Origin of the sequence: Pseudomonas sp. MWU13-2105, from assembly GCF_023242315.1 — a bacterium.
Classification (GTDB): domain Bacteria; phylum Pseudomonadota; class Gammaproteobacteria; order Pseudomonadales; family Pseudomonadaceae; genus Aquipseudomonas.
The window spans coordinates 115,474-130,837 of record NZ_JALLIY010000016.1 but is presented as its reverse complement, the minus strand read 5'-3'; the positions used below and the strand labels follow the sequence as shown (position 1 = coordinate 130,837).

Annotated in this window: 11 protein-coding genes and 1 pseudogene; 5 read left to right on the top strand and 7 right to left on the bottom strand. The window is 57.1% G+C overall.

Annotated elements, in window-relative coordinates; all coding sequences use genetic code 11:
• Positions 1-250 precede the first annotated feature (250 nt).
• Both M5B96_RS22975 and M5B96_RS22970 read right to left on the bottom strand, forming a co-directional pair.
• Positions 251-3,334 (bottom strand): efflux RND transporter permease subunit, encoded by a 3,084-nt coding sequence (locus M5B96_RS22975; protein ID WP_248799293.1) that lies wholly within the window; start codon positions 3,332-3,334, stop codon positions 251-253.
• A complete protein-coding gene (locus M5B96_RS22970) occupies positions 3,331-4,440 on the bottom strand; it encodes an efflux RND transporter periplasmic adaptor subunit (protein WP_248799292.1) in 1,110 nt (369 codons plus the stop codon). Before M5B96_RS22970 ends, M5B96_RS22975 begins: the two co-directional genes overlap by 4 nt.
• A 219-nt stretch (positions 4,441-4,659) precedes the next feature.
• Here M5B96_RS22970 and M5B96_RS22965 point away from each other — a divergent pair, with 219 nt between their 5' ends.
• A complete protein-coding gene (locus M5B96_RS22965; protein ID WP_248799291.1) occupies positions 4,660-6,120 on the top strand; it encodes an efflux transporter outer membrane subunit in 1,461 nt (486 codons plus the stop codon).
• Positions 6,121-6,666: 546 nt separating this feature from the next.
• Here M5B96_RS22965 and M5B96_RS22960 read toward each other — a convergent pair.
• From M5B96_RS22960 to M5B96_RS22950, 3 genes are all read right to left on the bottom strand, one after another.
• On the bottom strand, positions 6,667-7,938 hold the full coding sequence (locus tag M5B96_RS22960) for an OmpP1/FadL family transporter (RefSeq protein WP_248799290.1): 1,272 nt from the start codon (positions 7,936-7,938) through the stop codon (positions 6,667-6,669).
• 197 nt (positions 7,939-8,135) lie between these two features.
• Complete coding sequence (locus M5B96_RS22955; RefSeq protein WP_248799289.1) at positions 8,136-8,756, bottom strand: TetR/AcrR family transcriptional regulator; 621 nt, start codon at positions 8,754-8,756, stop codon at positions 8,136-8,138.
• A gap of 180 nt (positions 8,757-8,936) precedes the next feature.
• Complete coding sequence (locus M5B96_RS22950) at positions 8,937-9,320, bottom strand: winged helix-turn-helix transcriptional regulator (protein WP_248799288.1); 384 nt, start codon at positions 9,318-9,320, stop codon at positions 8,937-8,939.
• A gap of 101 nt (positions 9,321-9,421) precedes the next feature.
• Here M5B96_RS22950 and M5B96_RS22945 point away from each other — a divergent pair, with 101 nt between their 5' ends.
• Both M5B96_RS22945 and M5B96_RS22940 read left to right on the top strand, forming a co-directional pair.
• A complete protein-coding gene (locus M5B96_RS22945) occupies positions 9,422-10,171 on the top strand; it encodes an NADPH-dependent F420 reductase (RefSeq protein WP_248799287.1) in 750 nt (249 codons plus the stop codon).
• Positions 10,172-10,552: 381 nt separating this feature from the next.
• A pseudogene (locus M5B96_RS22940) lies at positions 10,553-10,672 on the top strand (metallophosphoesterase family protein); the annotation flags it as partial.
• A gap of 198 nt (positions 10,673-10,870) precedes the next feature.
• Here the strand turns inward: M5B96_RS22940 and M5B96_RS22935 are convergent.
• Positions 10,871-11,302 carry a DoxX family protein gene (locus M5B96_RS22935; RefSeq protein WP_248799286.1) on the bottom strand — a complete coding sequence of 144 codons (432 nt, stop codon included), beginning with the start codon at positions 11,300-11,302 and terminating at the stop codon, positions 10,871-10,873.
• A gap of 129 nt (positions 11,303-11,431) precedes the next feature.
• Between M5B96_RS22935 and M5B96_RS22930 the strand changes: the two genes are divergently transcribed.
• Positions 11,432-12,337 (top strand): LysR family transcriptional regulator, encoded by a 906-nt coding sequence (locus M5B96_RS22930; protein ID WP_248799285.1) that lies wholly within the window; start codon positions 11,432-11,434, stop codon positions 12,335-12,337.
• A 46-nt stretch (positions 12,338-12,383) separates the two neighbouring features.
• On the opposite strand, the gene M5B96_RS22925 is transcribed toward M5B96_RS22930, so the two are convergent.
• On the bottom strand, positions 12,384-12,980 hold the full coding sequence (locus M5B96_RS22925) for a flavodoxin family protein (protein ID WP_248799284.1): 597 nt from the start codon (positions 12,978-12,980) through the stop codon (positions 12,384-12,386).
• Positions 12,981-13,670: 690 nt separating this feature from the next.
• Between M5B96_RS22925 and M5B96_RS22920 the strand changes: the two genes are divergently transcribed.
• Positions 13,671-15,236: a methyl-accepting chemotaxis protein gene (locus tag M5B96_RS22920; protein ID WP_248799283.1), complete on the top strand. Its 1,566-nt coding sequence runs from the start codon at positions 13,671-13,673 to the stop codon at positions 15,234-15,236.
• Positions 15,237-15,364 lie beyond the last annotated feature (128 nt).

Here is a 15,364-nt window from a genome sequence, read left to right as displayed (position 1 = left end):
CTAAATATGCCTGCTGTACTTAAAAGCCAGATTGAAAGACAGATATTAAATCGCTTGTTCCCCAACGGGTGCTTACTCGTAGCGTTCAAGCGAATATTGGCGAAAAGGTCAACGCTATGCTGATTGGTGGGTTGCCAAGACTGCGCGTCAAGCTCCACCGAATCCAAACCTATTGAGAGTGCGTGAGTAATGAGGTGAACGACGAGAGGACGGGGTGGCGTCCTCTCTTCAAATCGGTTCGCGTGCTATATCAGTCTGCTGTTTCAGTTTGCCTCTGATTGACAGGGCTGATCTTGAACCAGATTGAGTACATCGCCGGCAGGAACACCAGCGTCACGATGGTTCCGACGAACGTACCTCCGATCAGTGTGTAGGCCAGGGTCCCCCAGAAGACAGAGTGAGTCAGGGGGATGAACGCCAGGATAGCTGCCAGTGCTGTCAGCAGCACCGGGCGAGCACGCTGTACTGTGGCTTCGATCACTGCATGGAACGGATCCAGTCCTTCTTGTGCGTTGTGATGGATTTGTCCAATCAAAATCAGCGTATTACGCATCAGAATGCCCGAAAGTGCGATCAGGCCGACCAGGGCGTTGATACCAAACGGTTGCTGGAAGATGAGCAATGTCGGCACCACGCCAATCAATCCCAGCGGCGAGGTAAAAAACACCATGATCATTGCCGAGATCGAACGGACTTGCAGGATGATGATCAGCAGCGTGACGGCAATCATGATCGGCAGCAGCGGCAATATGGCCTGGCCGGCCTTGCCCGACTCCTCGATGGCTCCCGACTGCTCGATACGATACCCATCAGGCAGCTTGTCGATAACCGGCTGCAGCTCCTTCATGATCACACTCGAGACGTCCGGTGGCTGCAGACCTTCGGCAATGTCGCCGCGCACGGTAATGGTCGGCGTGCGGTCACGACGCCGAAGGAGCGAATCCTCCATGCGGACGTCGACTTCTCCTACCTGGGACAGCGGAATCCGCTGGCCCGCCGTGCCCACGAGCGTAAAGCCTTCTATTTTTTCAGGGTCGAGCCGGATATCACCCGCAGCACGCCCGATCACCTGCACCGAACGAATGTCCTCACGTACTGCCGTGATCGGTACCCCCGCGAGCAGGAATTGCAGCTGCTGCGCGACAGTGCTGGACGTCAGCCCCACCGCCTGCAAGCGGTCCTGATCCAGGGTGAAATGCAGTGTCGGCGTCAGCGGGCCCCAGTCAGTGTTGACGGTTCTCATCATGGGGCTCGCCTGCATCACTTCCTGTACCTGGTCGGCGATCTCGCGCAATTTTGCTGGGTCAGGTCCCATCACCCGATAGGCGACAGGAAAAGGTGAATACGGACCAAACACCAGCTGCGTAACCCTGACACGCGCTTCTGGGGCAAGTCCTTCGGCCACCGCCTCACGAATACGGAACTTGAGGGCCTCACGTGCCTCCTGGCTGTCCGTCAGCACCACAACCTTCGCGAACGATGGGTCAGGGAGTTCCGGCGCCATCGCCAGGTAGAAGCGTGGCGCACCTTGCCCGATATAGGCCGTGACGATTTTTGCTTCAGCCTGCTTTTGCAGCCAGGCCTCGATCTTGGCGGTGGTGGCGCTGGTCTGCTCAATGGCGGTTCCATAGGGCATTTGCACTTCGATCAAGACTTCTGGACGGTCCGAGGTGGGGAAGAACTGCTTCTTGACCAGGCTCATGCCGAGGATCGCCACGGTAAACGTAGCGATAACAGTGCCGGCCACCAGCCATTTACGGGCGATGACGCGTGTCAGAATCTGGCGGAAGCGGTTGTAATTAGGGGTGTTGTAGATGGCCGTGTGACCCCCCTCGACCGTCTTGATCTTCGGCAACATCTTCACGCCCAGATATGGGGTAAAGGCCACCGCAACCACCCAGGAGGCAATCAGGGCAATGCCCACGATCCAGAACATGTTGCTGGTGTACTCGCCGGCTGTCGACTGTGCGAAGCCGTTGGGCAAAAAGCCGATAGCGGTCACCAGCGTACCGGAAAGCATCGGTGCGGCCGTATGACTCCAGGCGTACGCCGATGCCTTGATGCGGTCGTAGCCTTCCTCCATTTTCACCACCATCATCTCGATAGCAATGATGGCGTCGTCCACCAGCAGTCCAAGCGCCAGAATCAGCGACCCGAGGGTAATACGGTCAAAGTTCTTTCCAGTGGCCGCCATCACCACAAACACCACGGCCAGCGTCAGCGGCACAGCCGCCGCCACCACAATACCTACATGCCAGCCCATGCTGAGAAAGCAGACAAGCATCACAACCAGCAGGGCGACGAAGAACTTGATCATGAACTCATCGACGGCGGAACTGATATTCACAGACTGATCGGTGACCTTGGTGAGTGTCATGCCCAGCGGCATGCCTTCATTGATTTTGCTCCTCTGCGCGTCCAGTGCCTTGCCCAGGTCAAGACCGTTCCAGCCTTCGCGCATGACGATCCCCAGTAAGAGGGCCTCCTCACCGTTATTACGCACGAGGAAGGTGGCCGGATCTTCATAACCACGCTCGACCGTCGCCACGTCCGAGAGCTTCAGTGTTCGACCTTGAACCGCCAGAGGTGTGTCACGAATCTTCTGTACCTTGTCGAAGGCACCGTCGAGACGGAGGAAGACTTGCGGCCCATTGGTTTCAATTGAGCCAGCAGGCGTGAGCACGTTCTGATTGTTCAGCGCGGCAAAGATGTCCTGAGGAGATACGCCCAGGGTGGCCAACCGATCATGGGAGAAGGAAACAAAGATGCGTTCGGCCCGCTCACCAATGATGTTGACCTTCTTCACGCCCGGTACATGCAACAGGCGCTGGCGCAACGACTCCGCATCACGCACCAACAGTCGCTGCGGCTCGCCTTTGGCTTTCAAGGCTAAAAGCGCAAATGTCACATCTGAAAACTCGTCGTTGACCATCGGGCCTATGACACCCGCCGGTAGCTTGCTGGCCTCGTCGTCGAGCTTTTTACGCGCCTGATAGAACTCCTCCTGCACCTGGGAGGGCGGTGTGCGATCGAGCAGTGTCACCATGGTGAAGGCGAGACCTGGACGGGTGTAGGTTTCCGTGCGGTCGTACCATTTCAGTTCTTGCAGGCGTTTTTCAAGTGGCTCTGCGACCTGGTCCTGCATCTCCTGTGCCGTAGCGCCCGGCCACGCGGTAATGACCGTCAGTTGCTTGACCGTAAACGGGGGATCTTCCGCACGCCCCAGTTGGAAAAACGACAGGATCCCTGCGACAGCGATCAGGAAGATCAGGAATACCGTGATCGAGCGTTCGCGAACGGCGATCGCCGAAAGATTGAAACGCCCCTGGCTCATGGATGGCTCCCGGCGACTTTGACGTTACCCTGTTGGGCCAGTCTCACCTCCTCGCCATCGCGCAGTAGATGTGCACCTAACGCGACAATCTGTTCGCCGACCTTGAGATCGCCTGCAACTCGCGCCGCGTCATCGCTCAAGCCCAAGACCCGAACAGGTCGCCAGGTCACCTTCGCTGGTTCGCCAGTAATGACCCACACGCCAGTGCCTTTACCTGGGTCATAAACAGCAGCGATCGGCACTTGTAGCACCTGTCCATTTGCGCTGCGTTCGGCGATCCGAAGAGTGACGGTCGAACCTAACGGCGCATTGGCCAACGCGCCCTCAAGCACATACCGCGCCTCAAAGGTGCGTGTCATACCGTCGGCCGAGTCAGAAAGCAGCCGCAGTTTCGCTGTAACAGTACCCATGGTGTTGCCGTAAAGCGTCGCCTGCGCGGTGGATCCTGCTGTTGGGCGTAGCGTCTCGGGCAGATGCACGATGGCTTCGCGCTGCCCGGCCCGCGCCAGTCGAACCACAGGCTGCCCCGGGTTGACGACTTGCCCGGGCTCGGCGAGCGTCTCCACCACCACTCCGTCGGAATCAGCCAACAACACCGCATAACCAGAAGCATTGCGAGCCACGTCAGCCTGCGCTTCAGCAGCGCTGAGCTGCGCTTTTGCAGTATCCGCCGCGGCTTTGACCTGGTCGTACGCCGATGCAGAAATGGCCCCGGCGGCGACCAGGTCGCGATATCGGGCCTCGTCATCAATTGTCTGCTTGGCCCGGGCCCGGGCGGCTATGACCAACTCTTGCTGTGCTCGCGCCTGCAAGCCGAGGTCGATTGGGTCGAGACGCATGAGCGGCTGACCCCGCTTAACGGTCTGCCCCGTGTCAACTAGACGCTCAAGTATCTTGCCTGATACCCGAAAACCCAGGTCACCCTGGACGCGGGCAGCCACGACACCTGTGAAAGAGCGTGAAACGTCGGACGAACCCTGAACCGCAGAGGACCTCACCAGAGGAGCATGCGTGCGGGGATCTTCAACGGTGGATGAGTCGCCACACGCCGTCAGGACTAGAGGTAGCAAGCAAGCAGCAATAGGGACAGGTCGAAGCCGGCGCATAGGTTCCCTTACTTAAACAATAGGACATGCAGCACATTCTCAGTTTAGTGACTATATCTGTCAATGGTCACATTCTATTGGATGTTCAGGTTCCCCGTGACCACGCAGGTTTTCTCATTATTCATTAGCGGTCGTTGTGGCCTGATCAAACGGCGTTTATTGACAGTGTGTGACCATTGAGTAATATGGTCACAAATGTCCTCGATTGAAGGAACCTCAATGCCGCCCCTCCGTCCCATTGCTCTTTTGGTGAGCGCCAGCTTGATGGCAGGCTGCGCGGTCGGTCCGGACTATCAACGTCCGGACGCTCCTCTTTCGGATCGTTATCAGGGTCAGCCTGCTGTCGAGCAGAGGCCTGTCGCGACACCGGCCAGTCTTGTGGCGTGGTGGGAAGGTTTTGGTGATCCAGTGCTGACCGACTTTGTCTCCAAGGCTCTTGAACAGAACCTGGATCTGGCGCAGGCGTCGGCGCGAGTCACGCAGGCGCGGGCAGGATTGGGGGCCGCAAATGCTGCCTTACTGCCCTCGGGGAACATCAGTGGTCAGGCCGCGCGTTCCTACCAGTCAGTCGAGACCCCGCTCGGCCAGGTATTGAACTCAACACCTGGCTATGATCGGTATGGAAGCTCCTACGAGGTTAACCTTGGTGCTGGCTGGGAGCTTGACGTCTTTGGCGGCCTGCGACGCGGGCGCGAAGCCGCATTCGCCGAGTACCAGGCTTCTGAGGCGGGCGCCGCTGCCACACGACTGGCCATCGCTGCGCAAACCGCCGATATCTACATCACTCTCCGCGGATTGCAGGCCCGGCTGGACATTGCCAACCGACAAGTCAAAACGCAGCAGGAACTGTTAGAGAAAGTCCGCTTGCTCTACGGCAAGGGCCTCGCTGCCCACTATCAGGTTCACCAGACTGAGGGCGCGCTGTCGCAGGTCCAAGCGACAGTGCCGGAGCTGCAGACTAGTCTGGATGCTGCCATGAATGCACTGGATGTAATGCTCGGTACACCGCCAGGTACTCATCGCACGCAACTGGAAAATGCAGGGAGCATTCCTCTTGCACCGCAGATAAAGGCCACGGGAACGCCGGCCGATCTGCTGCGCCGTAGGCCGGATCTCATCGTGGCTGAGCGCCGCCTGGCGGCCTCCAATGCACACATCGGGGTGGCGATTGCCGAGTACTACCCGAAACTCTCCCTTAGCGCATTGCTGGGTAGCGCCACGGCCGTATCCGGCGGCAACCTTTTCACCGGCGGCGCCAATCAGTCGGCGGGTGTACTGGGGCTGCGCTGGAGGCTTTTCGACTTTGGCCGCATAAACGCTCAAATCGATCAAGCCAAGGGGCAGGAAGCCGAAGCCCTGGCCGTTTACCGCCAGTCCGTATTACGCGCTACCGAGGATGTTGAGAATGCCTTCTCCGCCCTGGTGAATCGGGAAGTTCAGGCAACCACTCTGACGGGGGGCGAGGCATCTCTGACACAGGCTCGCCAATCGTCGTTCATTGCCTACGAGAAAGGCACGGCCAGCCTGATCGATGTCTTGTACGCCGACGAAACGATGCTGCGGGCTTCCGATGCGCGAGCGCAGGCGCGAACGGAATCGGCGCGGGCCGCGGTCGCGGCATTCAAGGCGCTAGGTGGGGGCTGGCAACCTCCCGACGCCAGGTCCGTGGCGACTCGATGACTTAATCAGGCGACGTGGTGCTTTATGCGCGCACGCTACTACCAAATCCAGAGCGGGCGTCGCTTGGTCGACTGGCGCCCATTGATCCCGGTCGCTCTGATTGCGCTGCGGTCAACTGCCGAAACTGCTCAACCAACCAGAGAACAGCGATATGAAAACGAGCGAGAATTCCTGGGTTCTCATCACCGGAGCCTCAAGCGCGGCAATACGCAGCACAAGGGAAATCACTCGTCTTGGTGGCACGCCGGCTGAGCAGGCTCGAAGCGCTATCAGCGGAGTTGCGCGAACGTTTCGGCGTTGAGGTCATCGTTGAGCAAGTAGATCCGTGCGCTGCAAACCGGACGTATGAGTGTCGTGCCAGGTTTTGGCAACAAGGCTATCACCGTCTTGACTTGGGCCACGCCACGTCGATTTCATCAGGGGCTTATGTCGCTCGTTATGGGCGTGCGAGTGGCGACCAAGCGGCTGCCCCCCCGAGGGCAATGAACTTTAAACGGGCGGGAGATAACTCCCGGCCGGACAATTATCGTAGAACGACGCTCTATGTTAGAAACGATAGCTAACGGAAGTGCCGAGTCCGCTCGCGCTGTTCTTGTACTTGGCACTGTATGCGCCCCGGGTCGCGGAGGTATCGTTGACCTGCACGCTCTCTTCCCACAGATAGGAATAAGCAATATCGATCGTGACATTGTCCACCGGAGTCCAGCCGGCACCGAAGCTGATAACCCTTCGGTCGCCCGTTGGAATACGGGGTCCACGATTGGTGTTGTTGGTGGGCGACTGGTCGACTGACAAGCCTGCACGAAGTACCCAGTGCTCGTTCAGTTTGTACGCCGTACCGATAGCGTGAGCCCAGGTATCATGCCAGTTCTGTTCTTCGGTAACAGTGCCCAGCGAGCCGCTCAATGAAGGTGGTAACCCCTTGTTCTCGATGGTTAATTCCTTGAAGCGACTCCAGCGGGTCCAAGTGCTCCCCAGGTATAGAGTCCAGTCATTACTGAGCTGATGAGTGATCGAGAAGTCCACAGACTCCGGCGTATCCACATCCAGCGAAGCGTCATAGCTCTGGCCACTAACCCCCAACAAGCTAAAGATGCCGTCGGTGACCTTGGTCTTGGCATCCAGGTGGTAACTGACCTTGGAGTGGTAGGTCAATCCGAGGCGAGTTCGATCTGTAGCCTGCACCAGAATGCCGGCGTTGAAACCGAGGGCTGTATCGTCACCGGTACTCTTGAGTTTTCCGTCATTGCGACCAGGGCTGAGCGGATTGGGCACCATCCCGGACAACTCGCCGCTGATACGATTGATGGTGGGACCGAACCCGATCGAAACTTTGTCGTTGAAGGCATAGCTGATGGTGGGCTGGAACGTAAGTGTCGTGATCTCGCTTTTGTTCGCGTAGTAACGCCCCGCAAAGCCGCTGCCATAATCGGTAATCAGGCCGAAAGGCACATAAAACCCAACGCCGAACGCCCAGTGCTCATCAATAGGTTTGACGTAGTAACCCATAGGCACCGTAGTCGTGGGCACCATGTCGCCGTCTTCCTGGCCTCCGAATGTACTGCGGGTCTGGCTTATCTCGGACTTCGCGAAAAGCGTCGCGGCCCCTACGCTGATTTGTTCTCTTTTCAAGCGTGACATGCCCGCCGGATTACCGAAGACCGTGCTCGCATCTTCAGCAGAGGAGGAACGGCCGGCAAATCCAGAGCCCATCCCGCTGATGCTCTGTTCATTGAGAGCGAAGCCGCTCGCAAACACATTGGAAGAGGCGAGCACAATGGCGAGCCCAAGTGGGCTCATGAGCAATATTTTTTTCATTATTGGAACTCTATGGTTATCACCGAGATAAAACAGCAGAAGCAACGGAGGGTCATATTTATTCATGTGACCATTTTAGTCAATGGTCACATCATGGGTAAATAAAAGCCCTTCGACGGTTGGAGGAAGGGCAAAGTGAAAGACCGATTGGGTGATGTCTCGCTCAGACCGGCAGGTAGTCGAGCCTTAGCCGAAGATCAAGGCATGAGGCTGCGCAAGATGAGATTGGAGGTGAGCGTGGGTGCCTCTTCGACAAAATCGAGGTTGTACTGCAGCAGTAGAGGATTGACGAATGGCCGCAGGGCAAGATGTATAGCTTCTACTGTCTCGTCCAAGGGGGTCTTGCGCTCAAACTCACCGACCTCTCGCCCTTCACGCACAATCTGCAAAATAAATTGCTTGATCTGTGCATCATAAACTTGCGAACTGGGCCAACGCTCCGATACAGAAAACGCCGCAATGTCATAGAGTTTCCGATCATTAAAGAACAGGTTCACACCTGTGGCGATCACCGTTTTGACCAGCCGTCGAAAGCGCTCTGTTGCTGAAAGGGTCTCTACATTGATGGCCTGTTCAACAGTCGCAACGATTTCTGCCAAACAATTTGTACAGATGGCTTCGCCGATCGCCTGCTTGGAATCAAAAAATTTGTAGATATAGGCCTTGGAAAAGCCGATGGCTTTAGCCAGGTCGGAAACCGTGGTTTTGCCGTAGCCGTACTGACTGAAATGCTCGTTGGCCGCCGCGACAATTTGGTTGCGAATGTCGTGATCGGCTGGGCCACGGGCGCTGGGCGAAGATATCGATGGCTGATTCATGAGAACAGCTTACTCACCCTATAGCGGACTGACAACTTGTGACCGATAAGATATATGGTCACAAGTCGACCGTTCCGAACGCCTCTCCTGGGTGACTGAGAAAACGCCGGCGATCAGGCGGGCAGGCTGAGCTCGGGGAAGTCCACAGGCCGAATTAGCTGGTCCGAAATCTTCTTGGCGCTATAGAGCTCCCGCTTGAAGGCGCTTGGCTTCGTGCTGGTGACGGAGCTCGGCCCAGTCGATAAGCGCTGTCATAGCAGGGCCGAGCGCATGACCAAGCGCTGTCAACGCGTACTCCACCCTCGGAGGTACTTCTGGGTACAGGGTGCGCTGAACAATGTCGTCTTGCTGGAGTCCTTTCAACTGCTGGATAAGCATCTTCTGCGTGACATCGGGAATCAGCTTTTCCAATTCGGAGAACCTAAGCGGCCGACCTTTTGCGGCCATCAGCTCATTGATGATGACGATCTTCCACTTGCCCTCCAAAACACGAAGCGTAGCGTTGATGGCGGCAGACCAAGCTTGCCGCCTTAAAGGGTTCTCACATTCCCATTCGCGCGCCATTGATACTTACCTTTTGGTGGGTTACAGACAAAAACGTCGGTTCTTGCGAATGTTGCAGCATTGATAATACCGTATCCGGACTTTGAATCCTGGGAGGCATTATGAAAATCGCGATCGTTGGTATCGGATCTATTGGCGGAACTCTTGCCCGTCGGTTAGTCACGGCTGGCCACGAGGTTCGTGTAGCCAACTCTCGGGGAAAGGAGGCGGTGAGCACCTTTGCCAAAGAGGCCGGCGCCGTTCCTTCTGACCTCAAAGATGTCTTCAACGACGCCAATGCTGTGATTCTTTCCATTCCCCAGCCAGCCATGGCGGCTCTCCCAAAGAACCTGCTGGCTGCGCTACCAGCCTCGGTTCCTGTAGTCGACACCAGTAACTATTACCCAGGTTTGAGAGATGAGCGCATCCCGGCTTTGGAAGATGGTCAAACGGAGAGTGTGTGGGTTAGCGAGCAGCTCGGTCGACCGGTGATCAAGGCCTTCAACAATATCCTGGCTTATTCGCTAGAGAATCTGGGTAAGCCCAAAGGTGGAGAGGGCCGTCTGGGAGTCGCCGTTGCTGGCGATGATGCAGGCCATAAACGTCTCGTGATGCAGCTCGTCGATGAAGTTGGATTTGAGCCGGTCGACAGTGGCAGCCTCGAAGACTCGTGGCGTCAACAGCCGTGCACTCCAGCATACTGCTGCGATTACACCGCGGATCAGATGCGTCCGGCGTTGAGTGCCGCAGTCAAGGGCGCGGCAGCGCAGAAGCGGGAGGCGTTCAATACACAGCTCCCTGTACTCTTCGCCAAAAAACCTTCACATGATGAGGTGATTGCATTTAATCGGCGCTTCAACGCGGTCAACTGATTCCCCGAGGTGTGAGTTGGTCGCCGTGGGCATGCTTCCCACTTTACCGGGTGTTGACAGCGACTGCCGGTTCATCTGCGCATGGGCATGAACGCCGGACTGACTTCAGGGTAATTGCGCCAGCTCAACCAGGTACTGGCCACGCGTGTTGATGTCGGTGCGGCACGTCGCTCGTCGCTCGCACGAAGTCCTGACGTGTCATCTGGCTTGACCAGTAAGGGATCTCGAGCCAGCCCTCAAGGGCAAACTGCCCTCGATCCCGGTAAGCAGCGGTACTGCCACTCGATTGTCGAGTCGTAGCACGGGTCAGCTATCCCATAAACGCCCGAGGTACTTGTGGGTACACTGGCTATCCACCTCTAGTCCGTTGCGGTGCGCTGCATGAAAGTTGGAGTGATTTCCGATACTCACGGCTTTCTCCGTCCCGAGGCCCTTGCCGCTCTGAAGGGCTGCGAAAGAATCATTCATGCCGGCGACATCGGCAGGCATGAGGTGCTCGAAACCTCCATCGAGCCTCGCCTGGTTTCGCTTCTGGAATGACTCGGCATGCCGATCCATCTCCGTCATGAGCGTTTTCTGCGGACATAAAACAGCCCGACAGCATCTCCAGCAGCCGACTTTCATAGGTTGAATCACATCGGTGCTGATTGCTCCGCACTGCTTTGTCCCAGGCCAGTGGCGTGAGCGCCAGTGAGTAGGTCAGCGCCTCGGCGCGATCTTGATTCGGTTGAGCGGCAGAATGGCCCGGATTCGGGGATCGCGCGCGTAGAGGCCGGTCCATGTCATCGCGCCCAGAAGCAGGGAAATGATTTCCGGCGGCGACCCCAGTTCACCAATGCGAACATGGGCGCAGATGGCCCCTCCCAAAAAGCCGGTCACCAGGATCGCGCCGAGGACGGCGGTGGCCGGGAGGGCGTAAAGGATGGCGCAGATGAGTATGATCGGACCCATCACATGGGTCAGGTCCATCGCGAACCCGGTTTCCTGCAGCATGCTCGCCATCTGCGCCGGCGCGAACAGCTGAAGGGTGCCGTCTGTCACCAGGGCGAGAACGACCAACGCGCTCATTATCCGACCGGCCCACAGGACGCGATGCGAGGTCATGGTTTCAGGCCGCTGACGCAGCTTCATAGCTTCGGACACTTGTCATTCTCCGCTGGGATTATTCAGTTTCGAAGCTTACTGTGTCTCCGGGATGTTATAAGCACTGACAAAGTGAACGTACTGTTCTCTCTGTGGTGAACAATGCGAGGCACGAAAATGCAGAATCTCGACCCCATCCTCATATTCATAACGGTGGCGGAAATGGGCAGCTTCACCCGTGCTGCCGATAGCCTGGGCATCCAAAAGGGCAGGGCCTCAACGGCGGTCCGGAGGCTGGAAGAGGAGGTGGGTGTCAGGCTCCTGCACCGGACGACGCGCAGCGTGCAGTTGACGGAGGATGGACGCGCATTTCATGCCCGTGCCCGCGACCTGCTTGCTGAAGTCGATGACCTGCACTCGATGTTCGCAGATGATCGCGTGACACTTCGCGGGCGTTTACGGGTCGATTTTCCGACCGAGGTGGCGCGCGCGACTATCGTACCGGCCTTGCCGGCCTTCATGGCGGCTTATCCCGAGTTGCAGTTGGAGGTGTCGAGTACGGATCGGCAAGTCGATCTGGTTCAAGAAGGGTTCGACTGTGTATTGCGGCTTGGCCCCATAGGGGACGAGACGCTGATTGCCCGCCCACTGGGCCAGTTGCGCATGGTCAACGCAGCGAGCCCTGCCTATCTGGCGCGCTATGGCGTCCCTCGAACGCTGGACGATCTCCAGCGCCAGGGACATCAGATCATTCATTTTTCGACGATGTTGGGTGCAAGACCCTATGGATGGGAATATCCGGACGGCGACAGCTACGCGACGCTTCAGCTGCCAGGCGCGCTACACGTCAACAGCGCGCAGACCTACGAAGCGGCTGCCCTCGCCGGTCTGGGCCTGATTCAGGCGCCACTCCTGGGGATTGGTCGATACCTGGAGAGTGGCGCGCTTGTAGAGATCCTCCCCGATTTGCGTCGCCGGGCGCTCGCCGTGTCCCTCGTCGTAGCACATCGGAACAATCTGTCGCGCCGGGTCCGCGTATTCATGAAATGGGTCGAAGAGGTGCTGACGCCGTATCTGGAATAGCGAGACGAACTTTTTCGTCCGTCCCCAACCGGAGGGTGCTGAGATTTCAGGCGCTCTGAGATTTTCCGGATCGCAAATATCCGGCAATCAAAGCGACACGCACACCATAGAGACGTGCGGTCTCCAGGTCACCTGACGACATCTCTTCAGGGGATGCATCGGCGGGTGTCTGCGCCATCGGCGCGATATAGGAGCCCATACGATTCAGGTCATCGCGCTTCGACGCCTTGACGTTCGCCGGCTTGATATCCATGCCCACCCAGATGCCGGCGTGCTGCCCGGCGAGCAGGAAGAAGTATTCAAGGGTATTGAGCTTGTCGCCGTTGATGCTGGCGCTGTTGGTGAAGCCGCCAAAGATCTTGTTTTGCCATCCGCCCTCAAACCAGATTTTCGAGGAGGCGTCCGCGAATCTCTTGAACTGCCAGCTAGGGCCTCCCATGTAGGTAGGCGAACCAAACAGGATCGCGTCGGCGCCAGCGAGAATTTGCCAGGCATCCTCGGCAATATTCCCCTCGGCGTCGATTGCAACGAGCACAGCGTCGGGGCCGCTGCCTTCAGCGATAGCGATTGCCATACGTGTGGTATGGCCATAGCCCGAGTGGTAGACGATGGCTGTTTTAACCGGAGTGGCGTGTGGATTCATGAGTGCTTCCCTGTGTGATTCGTGCTTGTGGGCGATATGCGAATCACTCTACTGGGTCTAAAATTCGTTATAAACCACGTTAAATCGAACGGTCTGTTATCTTTATGATTAACAATGCCAAACGAGGGGGCGAGTGTTTTTATGCCACCATCTTTCATCGTCGATTTTGATCTGGGCATCGCTTCAACCCATGCTATCGGCATTGAGGCGGCGTTGTTTTTTAGTCGGGCCCGCTAGGCGGCGTGAGCCACGCGCGTATTCAAACAGTGTGAAATGGCCTTTCAAAAAACCTCATACCTTCAAGTCATGGACTCAATATCCATTACGTCGCAGGCCACTTTCTGTGCGATGGGGCAGCTAACTGTCATCCCTACCGCGGCCGCAGCAGTGGCGGGGCTTCTTAAAAAGTGATAACTCGCCATTACCAGCTAACCTGACACCGTGGCCATTAGCGTTGGAGGCTTGGCTGATGTGCCCAAAGCAGGTTTTTTACTGTTTAACATGCAGATTCCTTTCGCTCCGAAATCTGTTTTCTAAAGCAATCAAAGATACGGGGAAGCTCAAGATTAGATCCATTTTGCATTAAGAGATATTAATGCAACTCATTGTTATTAAAAGGAATTTTAAGAAAATACATCGATTTTTACTGATGTCTGCCGATAGTCTTTTAAGGACATAGGAGCGGTAGGAATGAGAAATAATCAACCCGTTACGCAGCGTGAGATTTCACTCGCACCGCAGCAGAAACTCATCTCGACGACCAACGCCCGAGGCGTTATTACTTACTGCAATGATGCCTTCGTGGAGATCAGTGGTTTTGATCGTGCTGACCTGATTGACGCCCCGCAAAATATTGTCCGTCATCCTGATGTCCCGCCTGCCGTGTTTGCCCATATGTGGGGCGCTCTCAAGCAAGGCCGCCCGTGGATGGGTATCGTCAAAAACCGCTCCAAAAATGGCGACCACTACTGGGTCAACGCGTACGTCACGCCGATATTTGAAGGCGACCAGGTGGCGGGCTTTGAATCGGTCCGAGTCAAACCGACGGCTGATCAGATTCGCCGTGCTGAATCCCTCTATAAACGCATCAGCCAGGGAAAGCCGGCCATCCCCCGTCAAGACACATGGCTGCCGGTTCTGTTGGATTGCCTGCCGTACCTGGCTATGGGGTTGGCGGGTGCCATGGGCGGTCTGTTCTTCAGCACACCCGTGGCGATCGCTATGGCGGTAGGTATAGCTGTGCCGACGGGCTTGCTTTCTTCACGCTGGCAGAGGCGAGGAACGCTGCGCCTGTTGCAGATGGCTGAGCCCTCAACCTCCGACTCGTTGATTGCCCAGATGTACAGCGATGCACTTGGACCTGAAGGGCGCCTGGAAACGGCCTTCGTCAGCCAGACTTTGCGCCTGAAGACCTGTTTAACACGCTTGCAAGATACCGCCGAACAACTCAGTGCATTGGCGAGACAATCCGATGTGCTTGCCACTGGCAGCTCAGATGGCCTTGATCGCCAGCGCGTCGAAACCGAACAGGTGTCTACCGCAGTCAATCAGATGGCCGCGACCACCCAGGAAGTCGCCAGCCACGTCCAGCGTACGGCTGATGCCACCCAACAGGCCAACCTGCTGACCAGTCGTGGCCGAGATGTGGCACGAGACACCCGCGAGGCTATTGAGCGCCTCTCCGCCGTTGTCGGCGAGACCAGTGTGACGGTTGCTCAGTTGGCTAAGGACAGCAACGAAATAGGGACCGTCGTTGACGTGATCAAAGGTATTGCCGATCAAACCAATCTGCTGGCACTGAATGCCGCTATCGAAGCCGCGCGCGCCGGCGACATGGGCCGGGGCTTCGCGGTGGTGGCTGATGAGGTACGCCAACTGGCCCAGCGTACCTCGCAATCCACCACTCAGATCCATGCCCTGATCACCAAACTCCAGACCTCGTCCAACAACGCCGTGCAGACCATGGAGAGCGGTCATCGTCAGGCCGAAGAAGGGGTGACTTGGGTGCTCGAGGCGGACAAAGCCTTGGTGGGTATCAGCGAAGCGGTCTCTCACATCACTGATATGACCAGCCAGATTGCCGCGGCCACTGAAGAGCAAACCGCCGTTGCCGAAGAAATCAGTCGTACCATCACCACGATAGCCCATCTGGCCGATCAAACCTCGGAACAGGCACATCAGTCGGCGGACCTGAACAAAGAACTGACCAAGACCGCGTTCACGCAATACTCATTGGTTGAGCGCTTTAACCGGTAATTGAACGATCCTTTTGCAGAGGCCCGCCTTATGCGGGCTTTTGTGTCTGCTGCGCTGGGCGTTGACTGTAGTGGTCCAACTGAGCCGGGCACTACATTGGGTTTCTCAATCTTGGTTTTGGAGTAGCG

Excerpts from the sequence above, each read along its gene's own strand:
- M5B96_RS22950 (WP_248799288.1), bottom strand. The coding sequence starts at position 9,320 with ATGGCGCGCGAATGGGAATGTGAGAACCCTTTAAGGCGGCAAGCTTGG.
- M5B96_RS22935 (WP_248799286.1), bottom strand. The coding sequence starts at position 11,302 with ATGAAGCTGCGTCAGCGGCCTGAAACCATGACCTCGCATCGCGTCCTG.
- M5B96_RS22920 (WP_248799283.1), top strand. The coding sequence starts at position 13,671 with ATGAGAAATAATCAACCCGTTACGCAGCGTGAGATTTCACTCGCACCG.
- M5B96_RS22925 (WP_248799284.1), bottom strand. The coding sequence starts at position 12,980 with ATGAATCCACACGCCACTCCGGTTAAAACAGCCATCGTCTACCACTCG.
- M5B96_RS22930 (WP_248799285.1), top strand. The coding sequence starts at position 11,432 with ATGCAGAATCTCGACCCCATCCTCATATTCATAACGGTGGCGGAAATG.
- M5B96_RS22975 (WP_248799293.1), bottom strand. The coding sequence starts at position 3,334 with ATGAGCCAGGGGCGTTTCAATCTTTCGGCGATCGCCGTTCGCGAACGC.
- M5B96_RS22945 (WP_248799287.1), top strand. The coding sequence starts at position 9,422 with ATGAAAATCGCGATCGTTGGTATCGGATCTATTGGCGGAACTCTTGCC.
- M5B96_RS22970 (WP_248799292.1), bottom strand. The coding sequence starts at position 4,440 with ATGCGCCGGCTTCGACCTGTCCCTATTGCTGCTTGCTTGCTACCTCTA.
- M5B96_RS22955 (WP_248799289.1), bottom strand. The coding sequence starts at position 8,756 with ATGAATCAGCCATCGATATCTTCGCCCAGCGCCCGTGGCCCAGCCGAT.
- M5B96_RS22965 (WP_248799291.1), top strand. The coding sequence starts at position 4,660 with ATGCCGCCCCTCCGTCCCATTGCTCTTTTGGTGAGCGCCAGCTTGATG.
- M5B96_RS22960 (WP_248799290.1), bottom strand. The coding sequence starts at position 7,938 with ATGAAAAAAATATTGCTCATGAGCCCACTTGGGCTCGCCATTGTGCTC.